The organism is Streptococcus orisratti DSM 15617, assembly GCF_000380105.1.
In the GTDB taxonomy this organism is placed as follows: domain Bacteria; phylum Bacillota; class Bacilli; order Lactobacillales; family Streptococcaceae; genus Streptococcus; species Streptococcus orisratti.
This window is the reverse complement of the sequence record NZ_KB904448.1, coordinates 12,262-33,959: the sequence shown is the minus strand read 5'-3', so window position 1 is coordinate 33,959 and position 21,698 is coordinate 12,262. Positions and strand designations below refer to the sequence as shown.

Genomic DNA, 21,698 nt, shown 5'->3' with positions numbered 1-21,698 from the left:
GAAAGGAATATGAACTCATGTCTAAATTACTTGAATTGAAAGAAAAACGTAACCAAGCTTGGCAACAAGCAAAAACCTTCCTTGACTCTGTTCGTTCAGAAGACGGACTGGTATCAGAGGAAGATTCCAAACGCTATGATGAAATGGAAGCAAAAATCAACCTCTACAATCAAGAGATTGCTCGGTTGGAGCGTCAAGAAAAGATTGACCTTGAACTTTCTCAACCAGCATCACAGGCTCTAATTGGGCAGCCCACTACAGTTTTGAATGATAAGTCTACTGAAGAGGAAAAGAAAGGTGTAGCTTCAGATAGCTATGCCAAGACATTTTGGACAAGTGTCCGAAAACGTCACTTCTTTGATGTCAAGGATGTCCTTCGAGTAGGAGAAGATACCGAAGGTGGTCACCTTGTCCCTGATGAATATGAGAAGAAACTGGTTCAAGGATTACAAGAAGAGAATTTCTTCCGTAGCCTTGCGACTGTTATCAAAACATCTAGTGGTGAGCGTAAGATTCCTGTTGTGACTGGACATGGTTCAGCATCATGGATGGATGAAAATGGTCTTTATCCTGAAACAGAAGAAACCTTTGGTCAGGTGACACTAGACTCTCATAAGATTGGGACTGCCATTCGTATTTCAGAAGAGTTGCTTAACGATTCAGTCTTTGACCTTGAATCCTATATGACAGCTGAATTTGCTCGTCGCATTGGAACGGAAGAAGAAAAAGCATTCTTGATTGGTGATGGTTCTAAGAAACCAACTGGTATCTTTACTCAGGCAGAAGTTACAGGTCCAACGACTGCTACAAAGGATATTACCTTTGACGATATGATTGAACTGTATCATTCTCTACCAGCACCGTATCGTAAGAATGCTGTTTGGATTTTACATGATACGACTGTCAAAGCTATCCGTAAACTCAAGGACAACAATGGTAATTACATTTGGCAGCCATCCACTCAAGCTGGACAACCAGATCTGATTTTAAATCGTCCATACTACACATCGACATTTGCTCCACTACCTGAAGCAGGAAATAAAGCCATTGCGTTTGGTGATTTCTCTTATTATTGGATTGCGGATCGTCAGGGACGTACCTTCAAACGTCTGAATGAACTCTATGCCAATAATGGACAGATTGGTTTTCTTGCTTCACAACGTGTGGATGGTAAGTTAGTCCTACCTGAAGCCGTTAAGACACTAACTGTGAAGGCTAAGTAATGATGGTTAGTTTAGCAGAAGCAAAACAGTATCTCAAAGTGGAACACGATGATGAGGATGGACTGATTGAGCAGTTGCTCGAAACCAGTCAACAACTCTGTGAAGATATTTTGCGTCAATCAATTTATTCAGAAGTTCTAAAGACGGCAATCCTATATGGGGTTGCCTATCTTTATGAACATAGAGAAGATGCAAATCATAAGGAGTTGAAAGAAACGCTTTATCACTTGTTGTTGGCTGAACGAAAGGATGTGTTCTGATGAAGATTGCACCTTTGAGGGAACGATTGTCATTTCATGTTCGACAGATTGTTCAAGATGAGATTGGCAATGAAACTTCGACCTGGATAGCTTTATTTGAACGATGGTGTTCTTGTCGTCCACTCACCTTGACCGAAAGGGATGGGAGTGTGACAAAACTGGAACAAGAGAAAGTCCAGTTCACCCTCAGGTATGAAAAGGCGATTCTTGGACTTCATTCCTTAACGACTCACATTCAATTTCGAGGTCAAACCTATGAGATTGAGTCGATTGATGGAGATACAGTGCCAAGGCAACTGATTTACATCGTTGCCATTAAGGAGGAGAGTTATGACTAAAATTGGACTGGATGCACTAGAATCTGCCATCGCAAATGAGCTGGCGGAATTTGTAGAGGATACAACAGAGGTGATGCGTGAAGTTGTAGAGGAAGTCACCCAGGAATCCATCGTAACCTTGAAAGCAACGTCACCTAGAAAGAGTGGTTCTTATGCCAAAGGGTGGAAGAGTAAAGCGACGATTGATACCAGTACAGGACTAACCAAGACCATTCATAATCGAACGCCAGGTCTGACACATCTCTTAGAAAATGGTCATGCCAAAAGCTCTGGTGGGCGAGTTGAGGGTATAAAGCATATCGCTCCCGTTGAGAAACAAGCGATACAATCCTTAGAAGAAAAGCTGAGAAAGCGAGTGTGATAGGACATGTTACTGAGCGAATTGTACGCCATTCTCAAAGAATTACAGTTTCCTCTTGCCTACCATCATTTTGAAGAAGGGAGTCGTCCAAGACCACCGTATCTAGTTTATTTGGTGACTGATTCAGAAAATCATGGTGCAGACAATTGGTCTTATCATAAGCAGACTAACCTGCTAGTGGAACTCTATACCACTAAGAAAGATTTAGCAATTGAACAAAAGGTGGAGTCATTATTTGACAGCCACCTTATTTATTTTGAAAAAGTAGAGACCTATATCTCATCAGAGAAACTCTACCAAATAACCTATTACATCACATTACATGGAGGATAATATGGCTGAAAAGAATAAGGTCACCTTTGGACTACAAGATGTCCATTGGGCAGAAGTTACAAGCGAAGGTTCTGATGGTACGTTGACATACGGCAATGTAGAACGACTTCGTGGTGCTGCAGAATTAACCCTTGAACCAACAGGAGATAAGGGTTCTTATAAGGCAGACAATATCAATTTTTATACAACAGAGTCAAATGATGGCTATGAGGGAACACTAAAAGTTGCCCTTCTAACGCAGGAATTTTTGACACGAGTCCTTGGAGAACAGTTGGATGCGACGACAAACACCATTTCAGAGATCGCAAACAGCGAAAAGAAAAATTTTGCGTTGATGTTCCGTTTTGAAGGGGATAAAAAAGAAACATTACACGTTTTGTATTATTGTTACGCATCTCGTCCGACTGTTGGTTCAAAAACCAAGTCTGGTTCAGATATCAATGAGGTAGAGTTGACCTTTACTGCCAGTCCTCGCCCACTTGATAAGGTTGTACGTCGACGAACAACAGAGGAAACGAGCGATGAGATTCGTGAAAACTGGTTCAAGGCAGTTTTTGAGCCTCGTAAGTAAGGGAGAAGGCAATGAGAGAAAGTATTACCATAGCAGGCACGACCTACGAGTTAGCAACCAATGCCTATACCCCAATCGCTTATAAAGAGCAGTTTGGTAAGGATTATTTTCAAGATTTATTCTCGATGGTAAATAGTCAAGCAATCTTGGCAAAACTTGACCAGTTAGAAGATGGAGAGGAATTACAGGCACATCATATTGATGTTTCTATTCTGTCTGATTTCGATATGACATTTTTCCATCGAATCTTTTGGGTCTTTGCGAAGTCAGCCAATCCACGAGTGAAACCATTTGTGGATTTTTATATGGAGATGGAAGAATTTCCAGTGCAGGAAGTAGCCCCTGTCTTGATGAATATGTTGAACCAAGGGATGTCAACCAGAAAAAAGCAGATGAAACAGAAACAGCGAGTGAAGAAATCTTCACAGTAGAGAGTTATTTCTCCTGTTGTAAGGAGACTGGTCTGACTATTGACGATTTAAAACATATCTCTATTGGGATGGCACTTGACTACCAAACGGACTATGTGGAGATGCGTACTCGAGAAACTTCTCAAACACGCCCAGCAACTCAAGCTGATTTTGATAATTTCTGATGGTAGAAAGGAGGGACTATGGCAGGAAACATAAAGGGAATTACGATTGAAATTGGTGGCGATACTCAACCCTTACAAGATGCCTTAAAGGGTGTAAACAAACAAGCATCTGAAGCTACCAAAGAACTAAGACAAATTGATAAGGCTCTCAAGTTTGATACAGGCAATGTCACCCTCCTTACTCAAAAGCAGGAAGTCTTGGCAAAACAAGTCGAGACAACCAAAGAAAAATTGGCAACGCTCCGTCAAGCCCAATCACAGGTGGAAGCTCAATTTAAGGCTGGGGATATTGGGGCAGACCAGTACCGTGCCTTTCAACGTGAGGTGGAAACTACTCAAAGGTTGCTAACGTCCTATGAAACTAAGTTAGCTGATGTGTCATCAACACTTGAGAATCACGGTCGAGCTAGTAGTTCAGCGACTCAACAATTAGATAAACTCCAAGTGGAGCAGGGGCAGTTAGCAAGTGAGATGAACAAGGTCACATCTCAATTTGAGTTACAAGAAAGTGCTTTGTCATCCAATAGTTCCGAAGCAGAACGCAATGCCATAGCCCAACAAAAGATTGGAGCACAGTCAGAAATTGTTTCTAAACAGATTTCCAATCTCGAAAAGCAACTAGCCCTGACAAAGAGTGAATATGGTGAGAATTCCATTGAAGCGAATAAGATGGAAGCTGAGTTGAACCAAGCAAAGACCGCTCTCAATAACTTGAACAACGAGATGGATGAGACTAAATCCTCTGCCGATGGTGCTCAGGATGGCATGAAAGCCATGTCTGACACCATTCGGGCTGAGGCACTTCAAGCGACCAGTGAGAAGCTAGCAGACATCTCTCAGAAAATCTTCGAAGTCGGAACAGAGTCCATGTCTGCGGCAGCTCAACTTCAAGCCAGTAATGCCCAATTCTCTACCGTATTTGGGGATATGGAGAATGCTGCTAAGGATGCCCTCAATAAGATTGGGGAAGAGATGGACATTGTTCCAGAGCGTCTTCAAGGCTCCTTCACTCAGATGGCTTCCTTTGCCAAAACCTCTGGAATGGATACGGCTCAGGCTTTGGATCTGACCACTCGTGCCACCAGAGCAGCGGCTGATGGGGCAGCATTTTACGACAAATCCATCGAAGAAGTCACCGAAAACCTACAGTCCTTCCTCAAAGGAAACTATGAAAATGACGCAGCTCTAGGTATTTCTGCGACAGAAACCACTCGTAATGCAGCGGCGAACAAGCTCTATGGAAAGTCCTTCAATGAACTATCAGAAGCTCAGAAGCAGTTAACCCTCCTTCAAATGGTAGAGGACGGCAATGAACTCTCGGGAGCCTTGGGGCAAGCTGCAAGGGAATCAGACGGACTGGAAAACGTTCTGGGTAACTTAAGACAGTCTGGAACTAATGCTCTAGCCGCAATCGGTCAACCGATTCTAGAGATGCTTATTCCAGTCTTTCAAAGTTTGGCAGACATTGTTAGTCAACTAGCGACTTGGTTTACCAACTTATCCAGTCCCATCAAGGAAGTCGTCATTATCTTCACAGGAATTTTAGCCGTGGTAGGGATGTTACTTCCGGTTTTCTTGGGCTTACAGGTTGCGGCAGTCGCTATGGGGACAACCGTTGTTGGAATGATAACGGCATTTTTGCCGATTGTGGGGATTATTGTTGGTATTGTAGCTGCCATTACCTTACTGATTGTTGGGTTAAAAGAACTCTGGACGAATCACGAAGGCTTTCGAACGGCCGTGACGGAAATCTGGAATAGTATCTATGCCTTTCTGTCCATGATCATCCAGCAGATTACAAGTTTTGTCATGTCCATCTGGGGAACGTTAACCACATGGTGGACTGAAAACCAGCAATTGATTCTAAATGCTGCAACCACGGTATGGAATGCCATCACTACGGTTATTCAAACGGTGATGACTATTCTTGGACCGCTCATCCAAGCAAGTTGGGAGAATATCAAACTCATCATCACAGCCGCTTGGGAGATGATAAAGATTGTTGTCGAGACTGCTATCAATGTGGTACTTGGTATCATCAAGGCAGTCATGCAGGTTATCACTGGTGATTGGACTGGCGCTTGGGAAACCATCAAACAGGTCTTGTCGATAGCATGGGAGGGCATCAAGTCCCTTATTTCCTTAGCCCTCAATTTCATCACCCAGTACATCTCAACTGCTTGGACAGGTATCAAGAATACCATCTCAAATGTACTATCTGCCATTAGTTCTGTCATTTCATCCATTTGGTCAGCTATTCAATCAACAATATCCAGTGTCCTGTCTGCGATTGGTTCAACAGTATCAACTATATGGAATGGTATCAGAAGTACCATATCCAACATCTTGAATGGTATATCTAATACGGTTTCATCTGTTTGGAACGGTGTGAAAAATACCATTTCAAGTGCTATCAATGGTGCAAGAGATGCCGTAAGTAACGCTATTAATGCCATCAAAAATCTCTTCAACTTCCAAATTCGCTGGCCGCATATTCCCCTCCCTCACTTTAGGGTGTCAGGATCTGCTAATCCTCTTGATTGGTTGAAGGGTGGTATTCCAAGAATTTCTATTGATTGGTATGCCAAGGGAGGTATCTTAACCAAACCAACGGCATTTGGAATGAATGGTAATAGCCTGATGGTTGGTGGTGAAGCAGGAAAAGAAGCGGTGTTGCCTTTGAATGAGCAAACCTTGGGTGCGATTGGTCGAGGAATCGCAAAAACCATGACAAGCAACCTGCCAACCATTCACATCACCATTACTGGAAATACTGTAAGAGAAGAGACTGACCTTCATCGACTTGCGGAGATGGTTGGAGAGAAACTAGTATATGAATTAGAACGTCAACAAGGATTGAGAGGAGTGAAACCATGATTAGACATAATGCATTAACCATTGGTGGAGTATCCACGAGTTCTTTTCCTTTTAAGGTAATCGTGGAAGATAGTCCTTCAATCACAGTAAGCGAAAGTAAAACGCAATTGATAGAACACCAAGGCCTGTCAGGAGCGGTTCTTCAATCCAATCCTCGCAGAAGTGTCATGGAACTGAGCTACACCCTCTATCTTGTTAAACCTAGTGAAGAACAGTTATTTTTCTTTTTGAAGCTATTTTTGAAAGAAGGATTTTGGCTTGAGAACGCTAGTTTCAAGACTATACGATTTTGGTGTTACAAGGTTTACCATACTCCAGTTCAAAAGGATAAGTTGGGGGTGTATGAGCTTAAGGTTACCTTTTCTTGTCACCCAACCAAGTGGTTCAAAACGACGACCTCGCAGGTGTTTAGAACCAGTGGTGTTTTGCGATGTCAAGGTTCAGCCATCGCTTTTCCAAAGATTACCATAAACGGCAACTCAACTAGTGAAACTAGCTTTACGATTGGGGATGATGTCATCCGCTTGGAGCGATTACAAGAAACACTCATTATGGATAATAATCCTAGTCAGCCAAGTTTTAAGACACAAAGAGGTCAGCCTGTAAAATGGTCTGGTGATTTTATCTCCATTGATGCAGGCAGGAATGACTCTGTTGGAGTTGTCTTAGGTGCTGGCATCACATCATTAACAATAGAAATGAATTGGGGGTGGGCTTAGTGCTATCTTTATTAGATAAAACCGTTCGAACGGCAAAATGGCATGGGAAACCACTTCCTGAGACCATTAAGGCAAGCGTCAAAGAAACATTGAATGGAGATTTTGTCTTGAACTTTACCTATCCGATCACAGATAGCGGACTATTTCGAGAGTTAAAAGAGGACTACCTCGTTCGTAGTCCAGTTCCAGTATTGGGACACCAATTGTTTCGGATAAAGAAAGTCATTGAAGGAGACACCAGTCTTGAAGTTGTGGCCTATCACATATCAGATGACATCATGACAAGGTTGGTATCGCCATTTAGGTGTGAACAGGTACCCTGTGCAACAGCACTATCAAGCATGGTCATGGCAAGCAAGTCTCCATTGGGAGATTTTTCTTTTACCAGCGACATTGTCAAAAACAGAACCTATACAACAGATAAGGAACAGACGCTATACTCCAGCCTGTTGGATGGCAAACATTCTATTATTGGAACTTGGGAGGGGGAACTGGTTCGTGATAATCTTGCCCTAACTATAAAGAGTGAGCGAGGACAAGACCGTGGGGTAGTCGTCTCTACTCACTACAATTTGAAAAAGTATCAGAGAACAAAAGAAAGTTCACAGATTATCACTCGAATCCATGCCACTTCAAGGTTTAAACAAGAGGGGCAGGATAGGGAAACTGAACTTCAAGTCACAGTAGACAGTCCACTGATAAACTCCTATCCTTTCATCAATGAGGTGACCTATACCAATAATAACCTCAGATCTCGTCAAGAGTTAATAGAGTGGGCTAGTAGCAAGTTTCGCTTAGAGGGAATTGATAAACCAAAAGATGCCATCATCATTGAGGCATTTGAGTTAGATGGTCAAACGGTTCATCTAGGCGATACAGTGACTTTAAAAAGCAAGCTACACGGGATTGATGTGAGGAAGAAAGCCATCGCCTATGATTATGATCCTTTAGCTAAGAATTACCGCTCTATCACATTTGATGATAAGGCAAGTATCGGAACAGGTAAAACTGGCGGTAGCTTAAGTACACTAGCAAATAATCTCCTTGATGGGAATAGGCGGAGTGAGGATGTTGCCGTTGAAATTGCCCTTGAGAATGCCAACAGAGCCTTTGATGCGGAATTTGAGAAACGTCAAGTAGTCATTGATAACGCTATCGAACAGGCTCAAAGTCGTGGGGAGGTCTATGCGGACCGATTAAAGTCCAGCATTGATAGTGAACTTTCTTCTATCCACCAACAGATGCGGCAACAGGAAGAGGAGCAGCAACGCACAACTCGTGATTTAATGGCAAAGGCTGGGGTAAATACCAACCTAGCCACAGAAGCCAAACAAAAGGCAGAACAGGCTCAAACTGGGGCAACTGAAGCCCTCAGAAGGGCAGAACAAGCCAAACTTGATGCCATTAATGAAGCTAACCGATTGACTTCAACGGAGCGTAGTCAAACAGAGTCAAAAATTGCGACAGCTAAATCACAAGCTATCTCTGAAGCTAGTCGTTTGGTTGATGTAGCAAAATCACTGTTGAGTGGACAGTTGGCTACTGTAAGTACAAGTCTCTCGCAAACCAAGGAGGATATAAAACTTCTTGCGAGTAAGCAACTGGTGGATAGTCTGACTGGTCGAGTAACCGGTGCAGAATCCATGATTCAAGTGCAAGCAGACCAAATTTCCCAGCGTGTTAAAACCAATGATTTTAACCAAGCAAAACAGAGAATCGAAACTGCCGAGTCATCTATTACGCAATTGGGTAATCGCATAACAACTGAAATCAGTCAGGTGGATGCGAAAATTCCAACTAGCCTAGATGGCCTAAATTTGATGACTGGTACTCGTGATTGGTCGAATAGAGGAAATGCCTGGCATATAGGAAACAACTGGTCTACCGAAACAGAGAATTTCAGAGGACTGGTTGTTCGTTCAACCCAAGCAGGGTTTAACGGAAGTCATCAGAATATTGTTGTGAAAGCAGGAGATGTCATTACTTTTAGCTTTTATGCCAAAGCGAATCAGCCACTTTCTTCCATCAAAGTTTCAGCGATTTGGACTGGTTCGAGTGTTTATCGATCTCCAGTCGCAAGAGTGAGAGAATCAGACGATATCATTTCTGTCACCAGTGACTGGAAACGCTACTGGAAAACAGTTCATGTCTTATCTGATGGATCACTCCAATTTCGGACAGAGTACAATGGCAGCACTATCCCAAATGGCAATAAATTCTATGTGGCAGGATTGAAAGTCGCAAAGACCTCACTAGACACAGGCTATTCAGAAAATCCAGCAGATATTGCTGGTGAATTGAACACCCAACGGACACTCATCACTCAAACAGCTTCTGGTGTAGAGCAGGTTTCTACAAGATTAACCGAGGCAAGTGGCAGGATTTCAAGTAGTGAAACCCAGATTCGACAATTAGTTTCGGATGTATCCTCAAAGATTAGTCAAACGGATTTCAATAGCTTGAAACGAACAGTTGAGGGACATACTACATCCATCCAACAAACACAACAATCTATTTTGCTTAAGGCTGATAAGACCGTTCTTGAAGGGGTCAAAACAACCGCTGACAATGCCCTGGCTAAGGCCAATACAAATGCAAGTCAGATTACTCAAACAAAGGCAGACTTACGGATTGCCAATGATGCCATTTCACAGAAAGTCGCAAAGACGGATTTTAATAACTTGACTGGTCGAGTAGCAAGTGCAGAATCCACTATACGTACACAGGCTGGGCAAATTGAACAACGACTAACAAGTACACAAGTTGAATCAGCTATTAACTCAAAAGGTTACCAAACCAAGTCACAGGTAGATTCCAATATTACTGGTCGTGGCTATCTAACCAGCAGTTCTCTCCAGCCCTATGCGACGACAACTAGTGTGCAGAATTTGGTTAGAACCACCTATGATAGTTTTACCCAGCGAATCAGTCAAACGGAAAGCAGAATCCCTACCTCAGTTTCGCATCGCAACTTAATAGCTGGTACTTCAGACAGATGGAGTGCTTATCAGACGATAAATACCAATAGTAACTGGATAGCCTCTTTAGGAAGAGTTCAATTTGGAGATAGTAGTGGTATCTATGTTGGATCAAAAGTTCATTTATATGTTCATGTCTCAGCGGATGAGATTACATTTGACCCTGCGGTGACGACACGTACTATGAAACTCCAAGGTCCAATTTTGGATAGTCAAAATGCTTGGACATGGACCAACTGGAATTTGTATCACCCTTTCTACAATAAGTGGAGCAGCAATCTGACAACTGGTAACAATTATCGGTTAATCAAACTAACCTCTACCGTCACGCAAGAGATGTACCAACATTCTAAAGGATTTGAACTTCAAGTCAGAATAGATGGAGTTAAAACTGGTAAGTTCCATGTAAGAGCTTTAATGATATCAACTGGTGATATCTTTCCAGACTATTGGACACCGTCATTAGACGACTTTACGACAGTAACCGCCTTTCATGAAGTGCGGGATACTGTAAGTAGTCATACTCGAACAATTGGAGATCACACCAATCAAATCAGTCAGGTTGTTCAAACGGCTAATGGGATAGTGACACGAGTCGGAAATCTAGAAACAAGTCGAGCGACCACAGCCACAGTAAATGCCATTCAAACACAGGTTTCAACACTTGCAGGATCGTGGTCGGTTCGAAATCTGACCAGTGCAGGAACAGTATTGAGTCAGCTCAATCTCAACAAGGATGGGACAGTCAAAATTGATGGAAAACTCGTTCAAATTACAGGCACGACCTATATCCAAGATGGTGTGATAGCGAGCGGTAAGATTGCCAGTCTTGATGCAGGCAAGATTACGTCAGGCATCATCTCTGCAGCTCGAATTGGAGCAGAAGCTATCACTGCGGATAAGTTAAAGGTCGACCAAGCTTTCTTTACCAAGTTTATGGCGACGGAAGCCTTTCTCAAGCAGTTGTTTGCCAAATCAGCCTTTATAACCCAAGTGCAGTCAGTAACCCTATCAGCCAACAAAATTTCTGGAGGTATTTTGTCAGCAATCAACGGAGCTATGAAAATCAATCTATCACTTGGTAACATCAAGTTCTTTACAAACTCTCCATCCATTTCTCGTGAGATTAGTGGTTACCCTCACCAATGGGTTTCCTTTGAGACAGGAACATCAAACGGTAAGCCTTGTGGTGTAACCATTATCGGTTCGAATCGATGGAACAACTGGAATGCCAATGACGGTGGCTTTGTAGGGATTCGAGCATGGAACGGTACTGATACCGACCAAATTGATGTGGTGGGCGATAAGGTACGTTTAGCTAGTGCTCCATATACCAATCCAGATGGCTGGGAAATTGTAACATTGCCTAACCGATTGAGTATTGATGCATTTAAAGCTTCTGACCGCCCAAGCTCCATTTTGAATATCGGTGATATCCGCATCTATCGAAATGGGACAACCTATGTCAGCTTGAAAGACGTACTTCATCAATTCAATCACAATTTTAAACACTTAGTAAACATCACAGGTCGAGGTGACGTCATATTGACATGGGATACGATTAAATAAAGGAGTTCACAGATGAATCTAGAACAAATCAACCAATCACTAAAACTAACCATTCAGGAACTTGTGACCAAGCTATCTGATGAAATCACCGCTAAGAACCTCATTGCCATCCAATTGGTGGAAAAGGATGAGGAACTTAGCCTATTGCGTAAAGAAAAACAGGAATTGACTGAGCTATTAGAAGTTCAGACAAAACCTGAAGAAAGGAAAGGAGAATAGTTCTCATGGCACTTCTCAATATTGACAAAGTAACAGAACCATTTGATTTGGAGACAGCTCTCACTTACATGCGTAAGAATGGAGAATTCATTCGTTGTAAGACAGGAGAGCAGGATTTTTACATGTATCTTGAAGAAGTAAGGCGGCCTGCCATTAAAAATGGAAAGCGGCAGTTGGTTACAACAGAAACAGTTTGGGCTTTTAATCAGTGGGGTAGTACGACATTAACTCTGAACCTTTCTGATTTATTCCATGAATGTTTTTATCTGATGCGGTTTGATGAGAACGGTCAACCGGATTGGTCAGACCCTACCATTGTACAGGAAGGTTCAGTAGAAAGCGAGGTGACCGATGAAGGAACTGTTAACTCTTAATAAGATTTTATTTTCCATGATTGGAGGCTTGATTGGTAGTCTATTTGGGGAGTTAGACGGCATCTTATATGCTTTACTTGTCTTCATCATTATCGACTATCTTACAGGAATATTTGCGGCAATTGTAGAGAAACAATTATCGAGTAGTATTGGTTTTCGTGGCATCTTTAAAAAGATAGCCATTTTATTTTTAGTTTCACTAGGTCATTTAATTGATACTGCAATCATCAAGCAGGGTGGAACGATTCGAACCATGGTCATTTTCTTTTATCTCAGTAATGAGGGGTTAAGTATTCTAGAAAATACCGTTCGAATTGGTCTACCAATACCTGAGAAACTACAAGCAATCTTAAAACAAATCAACGAGAGGTGAGAAGATATGGGAAAACATCTAGTCATTTGTGGTCATGGTCAAGGGCGAACAGGCTATGATCCTGGAGCTGTGAATACCAAACTAGGCATCACAGAAGCAGGAAAGGTTCGAGAATTAGCCAAGATCATGTCTAAGTACAGTGGACAACAGATTGATTTTATTACCGAACAAAATGTTTATGATTATCGGAGTATTACTAGTATTGGTAAGGGATACGACTCGATTACTGAATTGCACTTCAATGCCTTTAATGGTAGTGCAAAAGGAACAGAAGTCTTGATTCAATCTTCCTTAGAAGCGGATAAGGAAGATATGGCTATCCTATCTCTTCTTTCACGTTATTTCCAAAATCGTGGCATTAAGAAGGTAGATTGGCTCTATAATGCCAACCAAGCAGCAAGTCGTGGATACACCTATCGTTTGGTGGAAATTGCCTTCATTGATAATGAACAAGATATGGCGATTTTTGAAAAGAAGAAAGAGGACATTGCGAAAGGTCTTGTATCAGCAATAACAGGAGTTGAAGTCAAGACAATAGTTCCCTCGCCCCCCAGTTCAACTGTTGGGAGTTCAGGAACTCCTTCAAAACCAATCTATCTTGTTGGTGATAGTCTTAGGGTGTTGCCTCATGCGACTCATTATCAGACTGGTCAGAAAATTGCCAACTGGGTCAAGGGGCGAACCTACAAAATCATCCAAGTGAAGAATGTTCACCAGTCCAACAGTAAGAGAGCTTATCTACTTGATGGAATCAAGTCATGGGTGCTTGAGCAGGATGTAGTAGGAACAACTAAAGGCCATAGTGAGCAGACCTATCAAGCACAGAAAGGCGATACGTATTATGGAATCGCTCGGAAGTTTGGTTTAACAGTTGATGCTCTTCTTGCGATTAATGGCTTGAAGAAGACGGATATTTTAAGAGGTGGACAAACTCTAAAGGTCAATGCGGCTTCAAGGACAACAACCGCTATTCCAACCAGTGTTGCCAGTCGTGTGGTTGCGTCAGCATTATCCAAGGTCGGTCAAAAGGTGACTGTTCCATCTAACCCTTATGGTGGACAGTGTGTTGCCTTGGTGGATAAGATTGTTCAAGAACTTACGGATAAGAATATGTCCTATACTAATGCCATTGATTGTTTGAAGAAAGCAAAATCGAATGGTTTTCAAGTAATCTACGATGCTTGGGGTGTGAATCCTAAAGCAGGTGATTTTTATGTCATTCAGACGGATGGTTTGGTATATGGTCACATTGGTGTCTGTGTGACGGATTCAGACGGAAAAAGTATTGATGGCGTGGAACAGAATATTGATGGATATTCTGACCATAATAAGAACGGTATCAATGACCAATTGGAAATAGGTGGCGGTGGTATCACTCGTCGTGTAAAACGTCAATGGATGGCGGATGGCTCACTCTACGATTCAACTGGAACAGTTAAACTCGGTAAAGTTGTAGGTTGGTTTAGAATTTCATAATTAAGATATAAGCCTGGTGGAAACATCAGGCTTTATTTTTTTTGTCTTTTTTTTTCAATAAGTGCGGAAAAATTACTCCAAAACCTACCTAGTAAGGTAGGAGGAATATTTGTATTCCATGAACTGTGGCATAAATTTATCAGGTCGAAATAGTTGGTCTGATAACTTGACTAATATTCCCTTTAGAGTGATATATAGTGTGCCATTACATAGGAAGGAGAGTAAATGTCCGTAAAGAAGATTAGAGTCAATAGACAAAAACATAGGAAGAGGGTCTGTGCCTACATTCGAGTTTCGACGACTAATGGAAGTCAGTTAGAATCGTTAGAAAATCAGAAACAGTATTTTGAAAACCTGTATTCCAATAGAGACGATATTGATTTTGTAGGTGTTTATCATGACAGAGGTATATCTGGTTCTAAGGATAATCGTCCAAATTTTCAAGCCATGATTGAAGATTGTCGTAAAGGTATGATTGATATTATTCATACCAAGTCAATTGCTCGATTTGCTAGAAACACGGTTACAGTTCTTGAAATTAGTCGTGAACTGAAGGCAATAGGAGTAGACATTTTCTTTGAGGAACAAAACATTCATACCCTTTCTAGTGAAGGGGAAGTGATGCTTTCAGTATTAGCTAGTATTGCTGAGGACGAGTTGAGGAGTATGAGTGGCAATCAACGTTGGGCATTTCAAAAGAAATTCCAACGAGGAGAGTTGGTCATTAACACCAAGCGATTCTTAGGATACGATGTTGACGAAAACGGTGAGTTGATTATCAATCCTGAAGAAGCCTTAATAGTAAGGGAAATATTTGCACTTTACCTTGCAGGAAATGGTACACATCGCATTGCCAAACAGTTAAATGAAAAGGGAGTTGCGACTGTCACAGGTGCTAAATGGCATGATACCACGATCCGTCAAATGTTAAGCAATGAAAAATACAAAGGTTCAGTCTTACTGCAGAAGTATTTCCATGATGGTGTGAATGGTCCTAAAAAATTGAACCAAGGCGAACTTGAACAATACTTGATTGAAGATAATCATGAAGCCATTATTTCAAAAGAAGATTGGCAAGCAGTTCAGGACAAATTAAATAGTAGAAGATGGCAACAAGGTAGAAACAAAACCTATAAATTTACGGGGTTATTAAAGTGTCAGCATTGTGGTTCGACTTTAAAGAGACAAGTTTCTTACAAGAAAAAAATTGTTTGGTGCTGTTCCAAATACATAAAAGAGGGAAAAGCAGCTTGTAAGGGGATGCGTGTGCCAGAAGTAGATATCTCAAATTGGACAGTAACCTCGCCAGTAACAGTAATAGAAAGGGATAGAGATGGGGAAAAGTATTACAGTTATTCCAGCCAAGAAAGTGCAGACCAGTATTCTTCATCAGGACAGGAAGAAAATCAAGGTAGCCGCATATTGTCGAGTGTCCACAGACCAAGAAGAACAGCTATCAAGTTATGAAAACCAAGTTAATTATTACCGAGAGTTTATCTCAAAACACGAAGATTATGAGTTAGTTGACATCTATGCGGATGAGGGCATCTCAGCAACCAATACCAAAAAACGTGATGCTTTTAATCGCTTGATACAAGATTGTAAGGCTGGTAAGGTGGATAGGATTTTGGTCAAGTCGATCAGTCGCTTTGCCAGAAACACCCTTGACTGCATTAAGTACGTCCGAGAGTTGAAAGAACTTGGTGTTGGTGTGACTTTTGAGAAAGAGAATATTGACAGCCTGGATTCCAAAGGTGAAGTTCTCCTTACAATCCTTTCTTCCTTAGCACAGGATGAGTCACGCTCTATCTCAGAGAATGCGACGTGGGGAATTCGTAAGAAGTTTGAACGTGGGGAAGTTCGGGTGAATACCACAAAGTTCATGGGTTATGACAAGGATGAGAATGGTAGGCTTATCATTAACCCTCAGCAAGCTGAAACTGTAAAATACATATACGAGAAATTCTTAGAGGGGTATAGTCCTGAATCCATTGCTAAGTATTTGAATGACAATGAAATACCTGGTTGGACGGGAAAGGCAAATTGGTATCCAAGCGCAATACAGAAAATGCTTCAAAATGAAAAGTATAAGGGTGATGCCTTATTACAAAAGACTTTTACAGTTGATTTTTTGACTAAGAAACGGATTGCCAATGATGGTCAAGTTAACCAATACTATGTAGAAAATAGCCATGAAGCTATTATTGACAAAGACACTTGGGAATTAGTACAGTTGGAATTGGCAAGGAGGAAAGCCTACCGAGAGGAGCATCAGCTCAAGTCCTATATCATGCAAAATGACGATAACCCTTTTACAACTAAGGTGTTCTGTAAAGAATGTGGTTCAGCCTTTGGTCGAAAGAACTGGACCACCAGTCGAGGTAAACGCAAGGTTTGGCAATGTAACAATCGATATAGGGTCAAAGGACAGATTGGCTGTCAGAATAACCATATTGATGAAGAAACGTTAGAGAGAGCCGTAGTAATGGCTGTAGAACTATTGAGTGAGAACGTGGATCTGTTGCATGGGAAGTGGAATAAGATTCTAGAAGAAAATCGTCCGCTAGAAAAGCATTATAGTACGAAGTTGGCTGAAATGATAAACAAGCCTTCCTGGGAATTCGATTCGTATGAGATGTGTCAGGTATTGGATAGCATTACAATTTCAGAAGATGGGCAGATAAGTGTAAAATTCTTAGAGGGGACAGAGGTAGACTTGTAAGTGACTGTGACTGAAAGGTTGCAGTTTTTTTCGTTTTTAGTGGTATAATAGCCGTATAAATCATAATTGATGGTGAATTACATGGAAAATAATTTGAATTTCGATATTTACGAGCATCACTTTGGAGCATTATATTATCACATAAAATCTTTGATTGGGGAATCCCCTATCTATGATGAAACTATTGATGAGGAAGATTTAATATTTCTTCCCTCGAAGCATCTATTTGATATTGGAAATGTAGAATTTAATAGGTTCAAAGCTCAAGAATCAGAGTACCGTTCTTGGATTGAAATATATATCTTTAAAATCATCAAAAATATTTTAGAGCGAAAATCAATCTTCTTTGAGGAACATTATTATGGAGATGGAACTGAGGCATACTCCATGTTGCTTTGCCCTAATGGCATACGAGTTGAAGTATTTTTTCTTTATGATATTTCATATGAAAGTGCTAGCAATACGGATTATGATAAAATTTCAAAATCTCTTCATGCTAAGGCTGATAATGTTGATGAAATCCATATATTTATTTTACGTGATGCAATACATTTTGTGGACTTAGCTAACTTGGTGAATGGGAATAGTGAGTTAAATCAAAATGGTTTAGTAAAAGTCTTCCCAATAAAATCATTCTTTTTACAGTATTTTGATGAAGCAGAATATAATTCTTTTATCAGTTTCGCAAGAGAGTTTCATGAACGAATCATGAGTGAAATAACTTATAAAACGGTAATTATCCCAAGTAAAAATACATTATCAGCTTTTCGAACAAAAAAGTCCGAAATGTTACAAACTATGGATTATAAAGCAATATTCGACTATGGTAAATCAGGATTCCTTACAAATGAAGATTTTTTGAAAGTTGAAGGGAAGTTTTTAGAGAATAAGATGTATCTCGCAATGACTGGCAAAAATGATTTTTCAGAGAGTTTCATCAGTGCTGAATGGTTATTTGATATTTATAGCCATTCGATGGGTGAGTTAGAATTAACAGGTATAATATCAGGGTATCTAAAGTCAATAGAACAATTAATGTATAAGATAGTTCAACTTAATATTGATAAGGGATTTTCTATAAGATCAAACAGACAAAACGGAAACCGAAGGATTCAATATACTAAAGACAATGCTGAAATGATTGATAGTACGTTAGGGTCATTGAATGAATTCATTACCTCGAAAGAAGCAAAATTAGCTTTATCAGCAAAAGTCAGAGGCTGTATGAATCATGCAATTTCACAATGGACAAGATATCAACGAAATGGGTATTTTCATAAACATAATCTATATAAACAGGATAATAAAATCGATGAGATAAGATCGTTAACACTATTTTTATACTTTATCATATTAGGCGGGTTGGAGTTTTCAAGTATACAACTGAAGGAGTTGGGAATACATGATAAAGAGGTAATAGTGAAAGAAAAGTTTAACATTGACTCAGTGTATATAAATTTCAAGAATTGGTTTAATAAAGCTTTAAAGTTTGATTTACCAATTGAAATTCCAGGTCTAGTGTTCATGGTAAGTTCTCATAATGGGGAGTGGCAACTTAATGCATATTTGCTCAAAGTGTTTGATAGAAAAAAATATATCTCCCAAAAATATCAACTGTTAAATGGAGAACATTTGGAATTGAGTCACTTATATAATGTGCAATCTTTAAATTTGTTTGCTGCAGATATTGCTGAACTACAAGTAGTCGATTTGGTTGAGAAATTATTGGATATTTACAAAGCTGAACATAAGATTTTAATGAATAAAATAAGTGGGATTGTCCTATATTGTCGGAAAATTGAAAAACTAGTTCATTAAAAAAAGACAAAGTCAGTATAGACTTTGTCTAGAGTTGAGCCTTATCGTTTAAACATTTGGATGATATCCTTGACAGCATATATGATGTCACGAACACTACGAGTAGTATTCTGTATGTCCTTGACGATATTAAGGATGTCCTGGTCACTTAAATTCTTCATGGAATTATTCTCCTTTCGAATAAGATAAAGAGAACATCGATACTCAACAGGAACATTATAATATTTTTTTATCTAAATAACAATAGATTTAAGAGCAGTAATGATTACGTTTCATAGTGTAATTTAAATTTTACCTTGGTCATTTCGTTCCATAATATGGGTAAGACCTATCACCACATGTGGAGACGGTTGCACTATTGTCCAAACTAGATGTAGATCATCATGTCAACATCGAAATTGATGAGGAAGATCTTAAGGAAATCCAAGTAAAAAAGGATGCGACTTATCCAGAAATTAAAGACTATGTTTCAAAAAAATATGGATTTAAAGTTTCTAGTCTCTATATTGCACAAGTGAAACGACAGTTTGGTTTGGTTGAGCGAGAGAATTATAATAAGTCAAATAAGTTGAAAAGTGAGCAACGTGTTCCAAACTGTCCTCCTGAAAAAGTCGAGGCCATTAAGGATGCCTTAGCTTGGTTTGGTATGATATAGTTGTTATTATTTATTTTAGTTAATTTCAAATAAAAAGTATCCCAAAAGTTAGTCTGATGTTAACTTTTGGGGTATAGTTCAAGATGAGGTAGTTTTATGAGTAATTCAACTGAACGGGAAGGTGTATTTCATTGCGGTAAAATTGCTGCACGTAACAAATGGATTTTTAGAGAGCAGCCTATTGATGATATAGGAATAGATGCCCATATGGAATTTATTGAGGATGATAAACCAAGACAACTTCTTGCTTTACAAATTAAGTCTGGTCCAAGTTGGTTTAAGGAGAAAAAAGATGACTGTATCATCTTTAGAAATATTAATGAGAGGCAGTATAATTATTGGACTATGAATTCTCTACCTTGCATAATTGTTCTATATAATACAGATGACAATATGTGCATATGGCAAGAATTAACTACGGATACAATTAAACGCACCAAAGATGGAACTGGTAAAGGATTTTATGTAGAAGTCCCTCTAAATCAAATTTTTTTGGATGAATCATCTAATAAGAAACTCCTTTCTTATTCAAATTTACCGCAACATATACAGAACTATAACTTTTTATTATCTCAGAAAAGATTTATGGAAATTATCCAAAATGGTGGTGAAGTTAAACTCCATTCAAAAGAGTGGGTTAATAAATCAAGCGGTAGAGGTGAAACAAAATTAATTGTCAACGATGGAGAAAAAGTAAAGGAATACTCGTATCCATATTGGTTTCCATATACTCCTTACACGGAGGTGTTCCCTAAGTTATTTCCATGGGCTAATTTTTCTTCCGATGAAGACTTTGTTGAGGAAGAGGATGAGAAACTATGGAAGCAATATCATTGTTACTATGATCAAGAAATTGAAAAGTGGTTAGTTGTTGGGGATACATTTGAGGAATTTCGCCAGAAATTAGATCCAATGCGGTACATTGACCATGTTGGTGAAGTTGCAGAATTTATGTTAGTTCTCAGTTTAAATGAACTAGGCAGAGCATTCTTAGAAGTAGAGCAGTTTGTATCACAAAATCGCCCGTATGCAAAAGCAAGACCAGAATCAAAAGATAAATAAAGGAGCATTATCATGAAAAAGCTTAAACTTAATAGTGATATGAAATCAGAAAAAACTATAGATGGATATAGACTAAATCCTACTGAGAAGTATGTTATTAATTTAGATGATGAAATGGAATTTGCGATAGCAACAATGCAAGCAGTCCATATGTTAGGCTTTCCTCCAGCGTTTAAAAATTGGCATGCTTGGCTATTCGAGAATGGTTTTAGTACGGAAACACCAAATCCAACAAATGAGTTTGTAGCAAAGTTCTATGGAGTTGAACCTCTTTGGAAAACTCCATATTCAATAGGGATTGTCGTAAAAGCAGAAGGAGATGATGATTACTACATTGTCATGGAATGTAGTAGTAAAAATTCAGGCTTTAAACATACACAAATTATCCTTACTATGGGTGGATGTATGTGAAATATTGTTATAAAATATTTTATTCTCTCTCTTTATAGAGAGATTTTTTAATTTAATAAATGTGGCATAATAATATTATACTCAACGAAAATAAAAATAGACGAGGTGACAAAGCGGAAAGTTTATTGTCTTAAGGTAAGCTGAAGTCAATAAAGTATAATTTTGATTTTCAAAGAGTATTAAATATAAAGAGGAGAAAAATTATGCTGACAAAAAATGGTTTAGATTTGAGAAGTAATATCGTTTTTGCTGTTCTTCTACAATCTTTTTCAAAATTTGAAGGAAAGATTACGAGTGAATGTAGTAAAACTGTCAGATATTTCTATTTAATCATGAAGAATTGGACTGTTGAAATTCAGTTGAAGAAAAATGGTACGATTATTATATACACTTATGATGGTGATGAGCATAAAGCTACAGTGTATCCCGCTTCAGGGTTAACACCAGAAGAACTTCAAGATTTTTTGAATTCATATTTGAATCTTGCATTAAGCATAGGTTTTGAGCAACTCGTAGATATTTTGTCTAATTTAAAGTCAACGAGTCGTAACAGTTTTATAGTTCATGCAAGGCAAGATATCTAAAATCATGATTCTTTACTTTCTTAATTATTTAGAATACTACGACATCATTCATAGATAAAATCTTTAAAAAATTTTTTCTTGGATTATTTAATATTTTTTATCACAATTTCGAGCACACTTTCTGTTAATCAAAAACACAAAAATTATTTATACCCATTTTCAGGTTAAATAATTTTTGTG

21 protein-coding genes are annotated in these 21,698 nt (G+C 39.4%); all 21 read left to right on the top strand.

The genetic code is table 11. The features are described from left to right. The first annotated feature begins 17 nt into the window (after nucleotides 1-17). Nucleotides 18-1,223 carry a phage major capsid protein gene (locus A3I7_RS0100185; protein WP_018374768.1) on the top strand — a complete coding sequence of 402 codons (1,206 nt, stop codon included), beginning with the start codon at nucleotides 18-20 and terminating at the stop codon, nucleotides 1,221-1,223. Between the two features lie 2 nt (nucleotides 1,224-1,225). Beyond that, nucleotides 1,226-1,483 carry a head-tail connector protein gene (locus A3I7_RS0100180; RefSeq protein WP_026217052.1) on the top strand — a complete coding sequence of 86 codons (258 nt, stop codon included), beginning with the start codon at nucleotides 1,226-1,228 and terminating at the stop codon, nucleotides 1,481-1,483. Continuing rightward, entirely contained in the window at nucleotides 1,483-1,821 is a 339-nt protein-coding gene (locus A3I7_RS0100175; protein WP_018374766.1) for a head-tail adaptor protein, read from the top strand. Before A3I7_RS0100180 ends, A3I7_RS0100175 begins: the two co-directional genes overlap by 1 nt. After that, a complete protein-coding gene (locus A3I7_RS0100170; protein WP_018374765.1) occupies nucleotides 1,814-2,182 on the top strand; it encodes an HK97 gp10 family phage protein in 369 nt (122 codons plus the stop codon). The genes A3I7_RS0100175 and A3I7_RS0100170 overlap by 8 nt, the downstream gene beginning before the upstream one ends. A gap of 6 nt (nucleotides 2,183-2,188) precedes the next feature. Beyond that, a complete protein-coding gene (locus tag A3I7_RS0100165) occupies nucleotides 2,189-2,515 on the top strand; it encodes a hypothetical protein (protein WP_018374764.1) in 327 nt (108 codons plus the stop codon). Between the two features lies 1 nt (nucleotide 2,516). Further along, the gene (locus A3I7_RS0100160; protein WP_018374763.1) at nucleotides 2,517-3,086 is read left to right on the top strand and encodes a major tail protein; all 570 of its coding nucleotides are present in this window, start codon (nucleotides 2,517-2,519) and stop codon (nucleotides 3,084-3,086) included. An 11-nt stretch (nucleotides 3,087-3,097) separates the two neighbouring features. Continuing rightward, nucleotides 3,098-3,517 carry a hypothetical protein gene (locus A3I7_RS0100155; protein WP_003054982.1) on the top strand — a complete coding sequence of 140 codons (420 nt, stop codon included), beginning with the start codon at nucleotides 3,098-3,100 and terminating at the stop codon, nucleotides 3,515-3,517. Between the two features lie 182 nt (nucleotides 3,518-3,699). Next, the gene (locus tag A3I7_RS0100150; RefSeq protein WP_018374762.1) at nucleotides 3,700-6,558 is read left to right on the top strand and encodes a hypothetical protein; all 2,859 of its coding nucleotides are present in this window, start codon (nucleotides 3,700-3,702) and stop codon (nucleotides 6,556-6,558) included. After that, nucleotides 6,555-7,277: a phage tail protein gene (locus A3I7_RS0100145; RefSeq protein WP_018374761.1), complete on the top strand. Its 723-nt coding sequence runs from the start codon at nucleotides 6,555-6,557 to the stop codon at nucleotides 7,275-7,277. Before A3I7_RS0100150 ends, A3I7_RS0100145 begins: the two co-directional genes overlap by 4 nt. Continuing rightward, nucleotides 7,277-11,824 (top strand): phage tail spike protein, encoded by a 4,548-nt coding sequence (locus tag A3I7_RS0100140; protein ID WP_018374760.1) that lies wholly within the window; start codon nucleotides 7,277-7,279, stop codon nucleotides 11,822-11,824. Before A3I7_RS0100145 ends, A3I7_RS0100140 begins: the two co-directional genes overlap by 1 nt. Before the next feature lie 12 nt (nucleotides 11,825-11,836). Then, on the top strand, nucleotides 11,837-12,043 hold the full coding sequence (locus A3I7_RS0100135; RefSeq protein WP_018374759.1) for a hypothetical protein: 207 nt from the start codon (nucleotides 11,837-11,839) through the stop codon (nucleotides 12,041-12,043). A gap of 5 nt (nucleotides 12,044-12,048) precedes the next feature. Beyond that, nucleotides 12,049-12,417: a hypothetical protein gene (locus A3I7_RS0100130; protein ID WP_018374758.1), complete on the top strand. Its 369-nt coding sequence runs from the start codon at nucleotides 12,049-12,051 to the stop codon at nucleotides 12,415-12,417. Then, nucleotides 12,395-12,790, top strand: a complete 396-nt coding sequence (locus A3I7_RS0100125; RefSeq protein WP_018374757.1) for a phage holin family protein — start codon at nucleotides 12,395-12,397, stop codon at nucleotides 12,788-12,790. Before A3I7_RS0100130 ends, A3I7_RS0100125 begins: the two co-directional genes overlap by 23 nt. 6 nt (nucleotides 12,791-12,796) lie before the next feature. Next, nucleotides 12,797-14,266, top strand: a complete 1,470-nt coding sequence (locus tag A3I7_RS0100120) for an N-acetylmuramoyl-L-alanine amidase (RefSeq protein ID WP_018374756.1) — start codon at nucleotides 12,797-12,799, stop codon at nucleotides 14,264-14,266. A gap of 225 nt (nucleotides 14,267-14,491) precedes the next feature. Next, nucleotides 14,492-15,733 (top strand): recombinase family protein, encoded by a 1,242-nt coding sequence (locus A3I7_RS0100115; protein ID WP_018374755.1) that lies wholly within the window; start codon nucleotides 14,492-14,494, stop codon nucleotides 15,731-15,733. Beyond that, on the top strand, nucleotides 15,636-16,988 hold the full coding sequence (locus tag A3I7_RS0100110) for a recombinase family protein (protein ID WP_211207755.1): 1,353 nt from the start codon (nucleotides 15,636-15,638) through the stop codon (nucleotides 16,986-16,988). Before A3I7_RS0100115 ends, A3I7_RS0100110 begins: the two co-directional genes overlap by 98 nt. A gap of 81 nt (nucleotides 16,989-17,069) precedes the next feature. Beyond that, complete coding sequence (locus tag A3I7_RS0100105) at nucleotides 17,070-18,806, top strand: hypothetical protein (RefSeq protein WP_018374753.1); 1,737 nt, start codon at nucleotides 17,070-17,072, stop codon at nucleotides 18,804-18,806. Nucleotides 18,807-19,164: 358 nt separating this feature from the next. Further along, a complete protein-coding gene (locus tag A3I7_RS0100095; protein WP_018374752.1) occupies nucleotides 19,165-19,461 on the top strand; it encodes a 50S ribosomal protein L23 in 297 nt (98 codons plus the stop codon). A gap of 96 nt (nucleotides 19,462-19,557) precedes the next feature. Then, complete coding sequence (locus A3I7_RS0100090) at nucleotides 19,558-20,523, top strand: DUF4365 domain-containing protein (RefSeq protein ID WP_018374751.1); 966 nt, start codon at nucleotides 19,558-19,560, stop codon at nucleotides 20,521-20,523. Between the two features lie 12 nt (nucleotides 20,524-20,535). After that, a complete protein-coding gene (locus A3I7_RS0100085; protein WP_018374750.1) occupies nucleotides 20,536-20,934 on the top strand; it encodes a hypothetical protein in 399 nt (132 codons plus the stop codon). Nucleotides 20,935-21,137: 203 nt separating this feature from the next. After that, nucleotides 21,138-21,518 (top strand): hypothetical protein, encoded by a 381-nt coding sequence (locus A3I7_RS0100080; protein WP_018374749.1) that lies wholly within the window; start codon nucleotides 21,138-21,140, stop codon nucleotides 21,516-21,518. The last annotated feature ends 180 nt before the right edge of the window (nucleotides 21,519-21,698 follow it).

Excerpts from the sequence above, each read along its gene's own strand:
- A3I7_RS0100185 (WP_018374768.1), top strand. The coding sequence starts at position 18 with ATGTCTAAATTACTTGAATTGAAAGAAAAACGTAACCAAGCTTGGCAA.
- A3I7_RS0100180 (WP_026217052.1), top strand. The coding sequence starts at position 1,226 with ATGGTTAGTTTAGCAGAAGCAAAACAGTATCTCAAAGTGGAACACGAT.
- A3I7_RS0100175 (WP_018374766.1), top strand. The coding sequence starts at position 1,483 with ATGAAGATTGCACCTTTGAGGGAACGATTGTCATTTCATGTTCGACAG.
- A3I7_RS0100170 (WP_018374765.1), top strand. The coding sequence starts at position 1,814 with ATGACTAAAATTGGACTGGATGCACTAGAATCTGCCATCGCAAATGAG.
- A3I7_RS0100165 (WP_018374764.1), top strand. The coding sequence starts at position 2,189 with ATGTTACTGAGCGAATTGTACGCCATTCTCAAAGAATTACAGTTTCCT.
- A3I7_RS0100160 (WP_018374763.1), top strand. The coding sequence starts at position 2,517 with ATGGCTGAAAAGAATAAGGTCACCTTTGGACTACAAGATGTCCATTGG.
- A3I7_RS0100155 (WP_003054982.1), top strand. The coding sequence starts at position 3,098 with ATGAGAGAAAGTATTACCATAGCAGGCACGACCTACGAGTTAGCAACC.
- A3I7_RS0100150 (WP_018374762.1), top strand. The coding sequence starts at position 3,700 with ATGGCAGGAAACATAAAGGGAATTACGATTGAAATTGGTGGCGATACT.
- A3I7_RS0100145 (WP_018374761.1), top strand. The coding sequence starts at position 6,555 with ATGATTAGACATAATGCATTAACCATTGGTGGAGTATCCACGAGTTCT.
- A3I7_RS0100135 (WP_018374759.1), top strand. The coding sequence starts at position 11,837 with ATGAATCTAGAACAAATCAACCAATCACTAAAACTAACCATTCAGGAA.
- A3I7_RS0100130 (WP_018374758.1), top strand. The coding sequence starts at position 12,049 with ATGGCACTTCTCAATATTGACAAAGTAACAGAACCATTTGATTTGGAG.
- A3I7_RS0100125 (WP_018374757.1), top strand. The coding sequence starts at position 12,395 with ATGAAGGAACTGTTAACTCTTAATAAGATTTTATTTTCCATGATTGGA.
- A3I7_RS0100120 (WP_018374756.1), top strand. The coding sequence starts at position 12,797 with ATGGGAAAACATCTAGTCATTTGTGGTCATGGTCAAGGGCGAACAGGC.
- A3I7_RS0100115 (WP_018374755.1), top strand. The coding sequence starts at position 14,492 with ATGTCCGTAAAGAAGATTAGAGTCAATAGACAAAAACATAGGAAGAGG.
- A3I7_RS0100105 (WP_018374753.1), top strand. The coding sequence starts at position 17,070 with ATGGAAAATAATTTGAATTTCGATATTTACGAGCATCACTTTGGAGCA.
- A3I7_RS0100090 (WP_018374751.1), top strand. The coding sequence starts at position 19,558 with ATGAGTAATTCAACTGAACGGGAAGGTGTATTTCATTGCGGTAAAATT.
- A3I7_RS0100085 (WP_018374750.1), top strand. The coding sequence starts at position 20,536 with ATGAAAAAGCTTAAACTTAATAGTGATATGAAATCAGAAAAAACTATA.
- A3I7_RS0100080 (WP_018374749.1), top strand. The coding sequence starts at position 21,138 with ATGCTGACAAAAAATGGTTTAGATTTGAGAAGTAATATCGTTTTTGCT.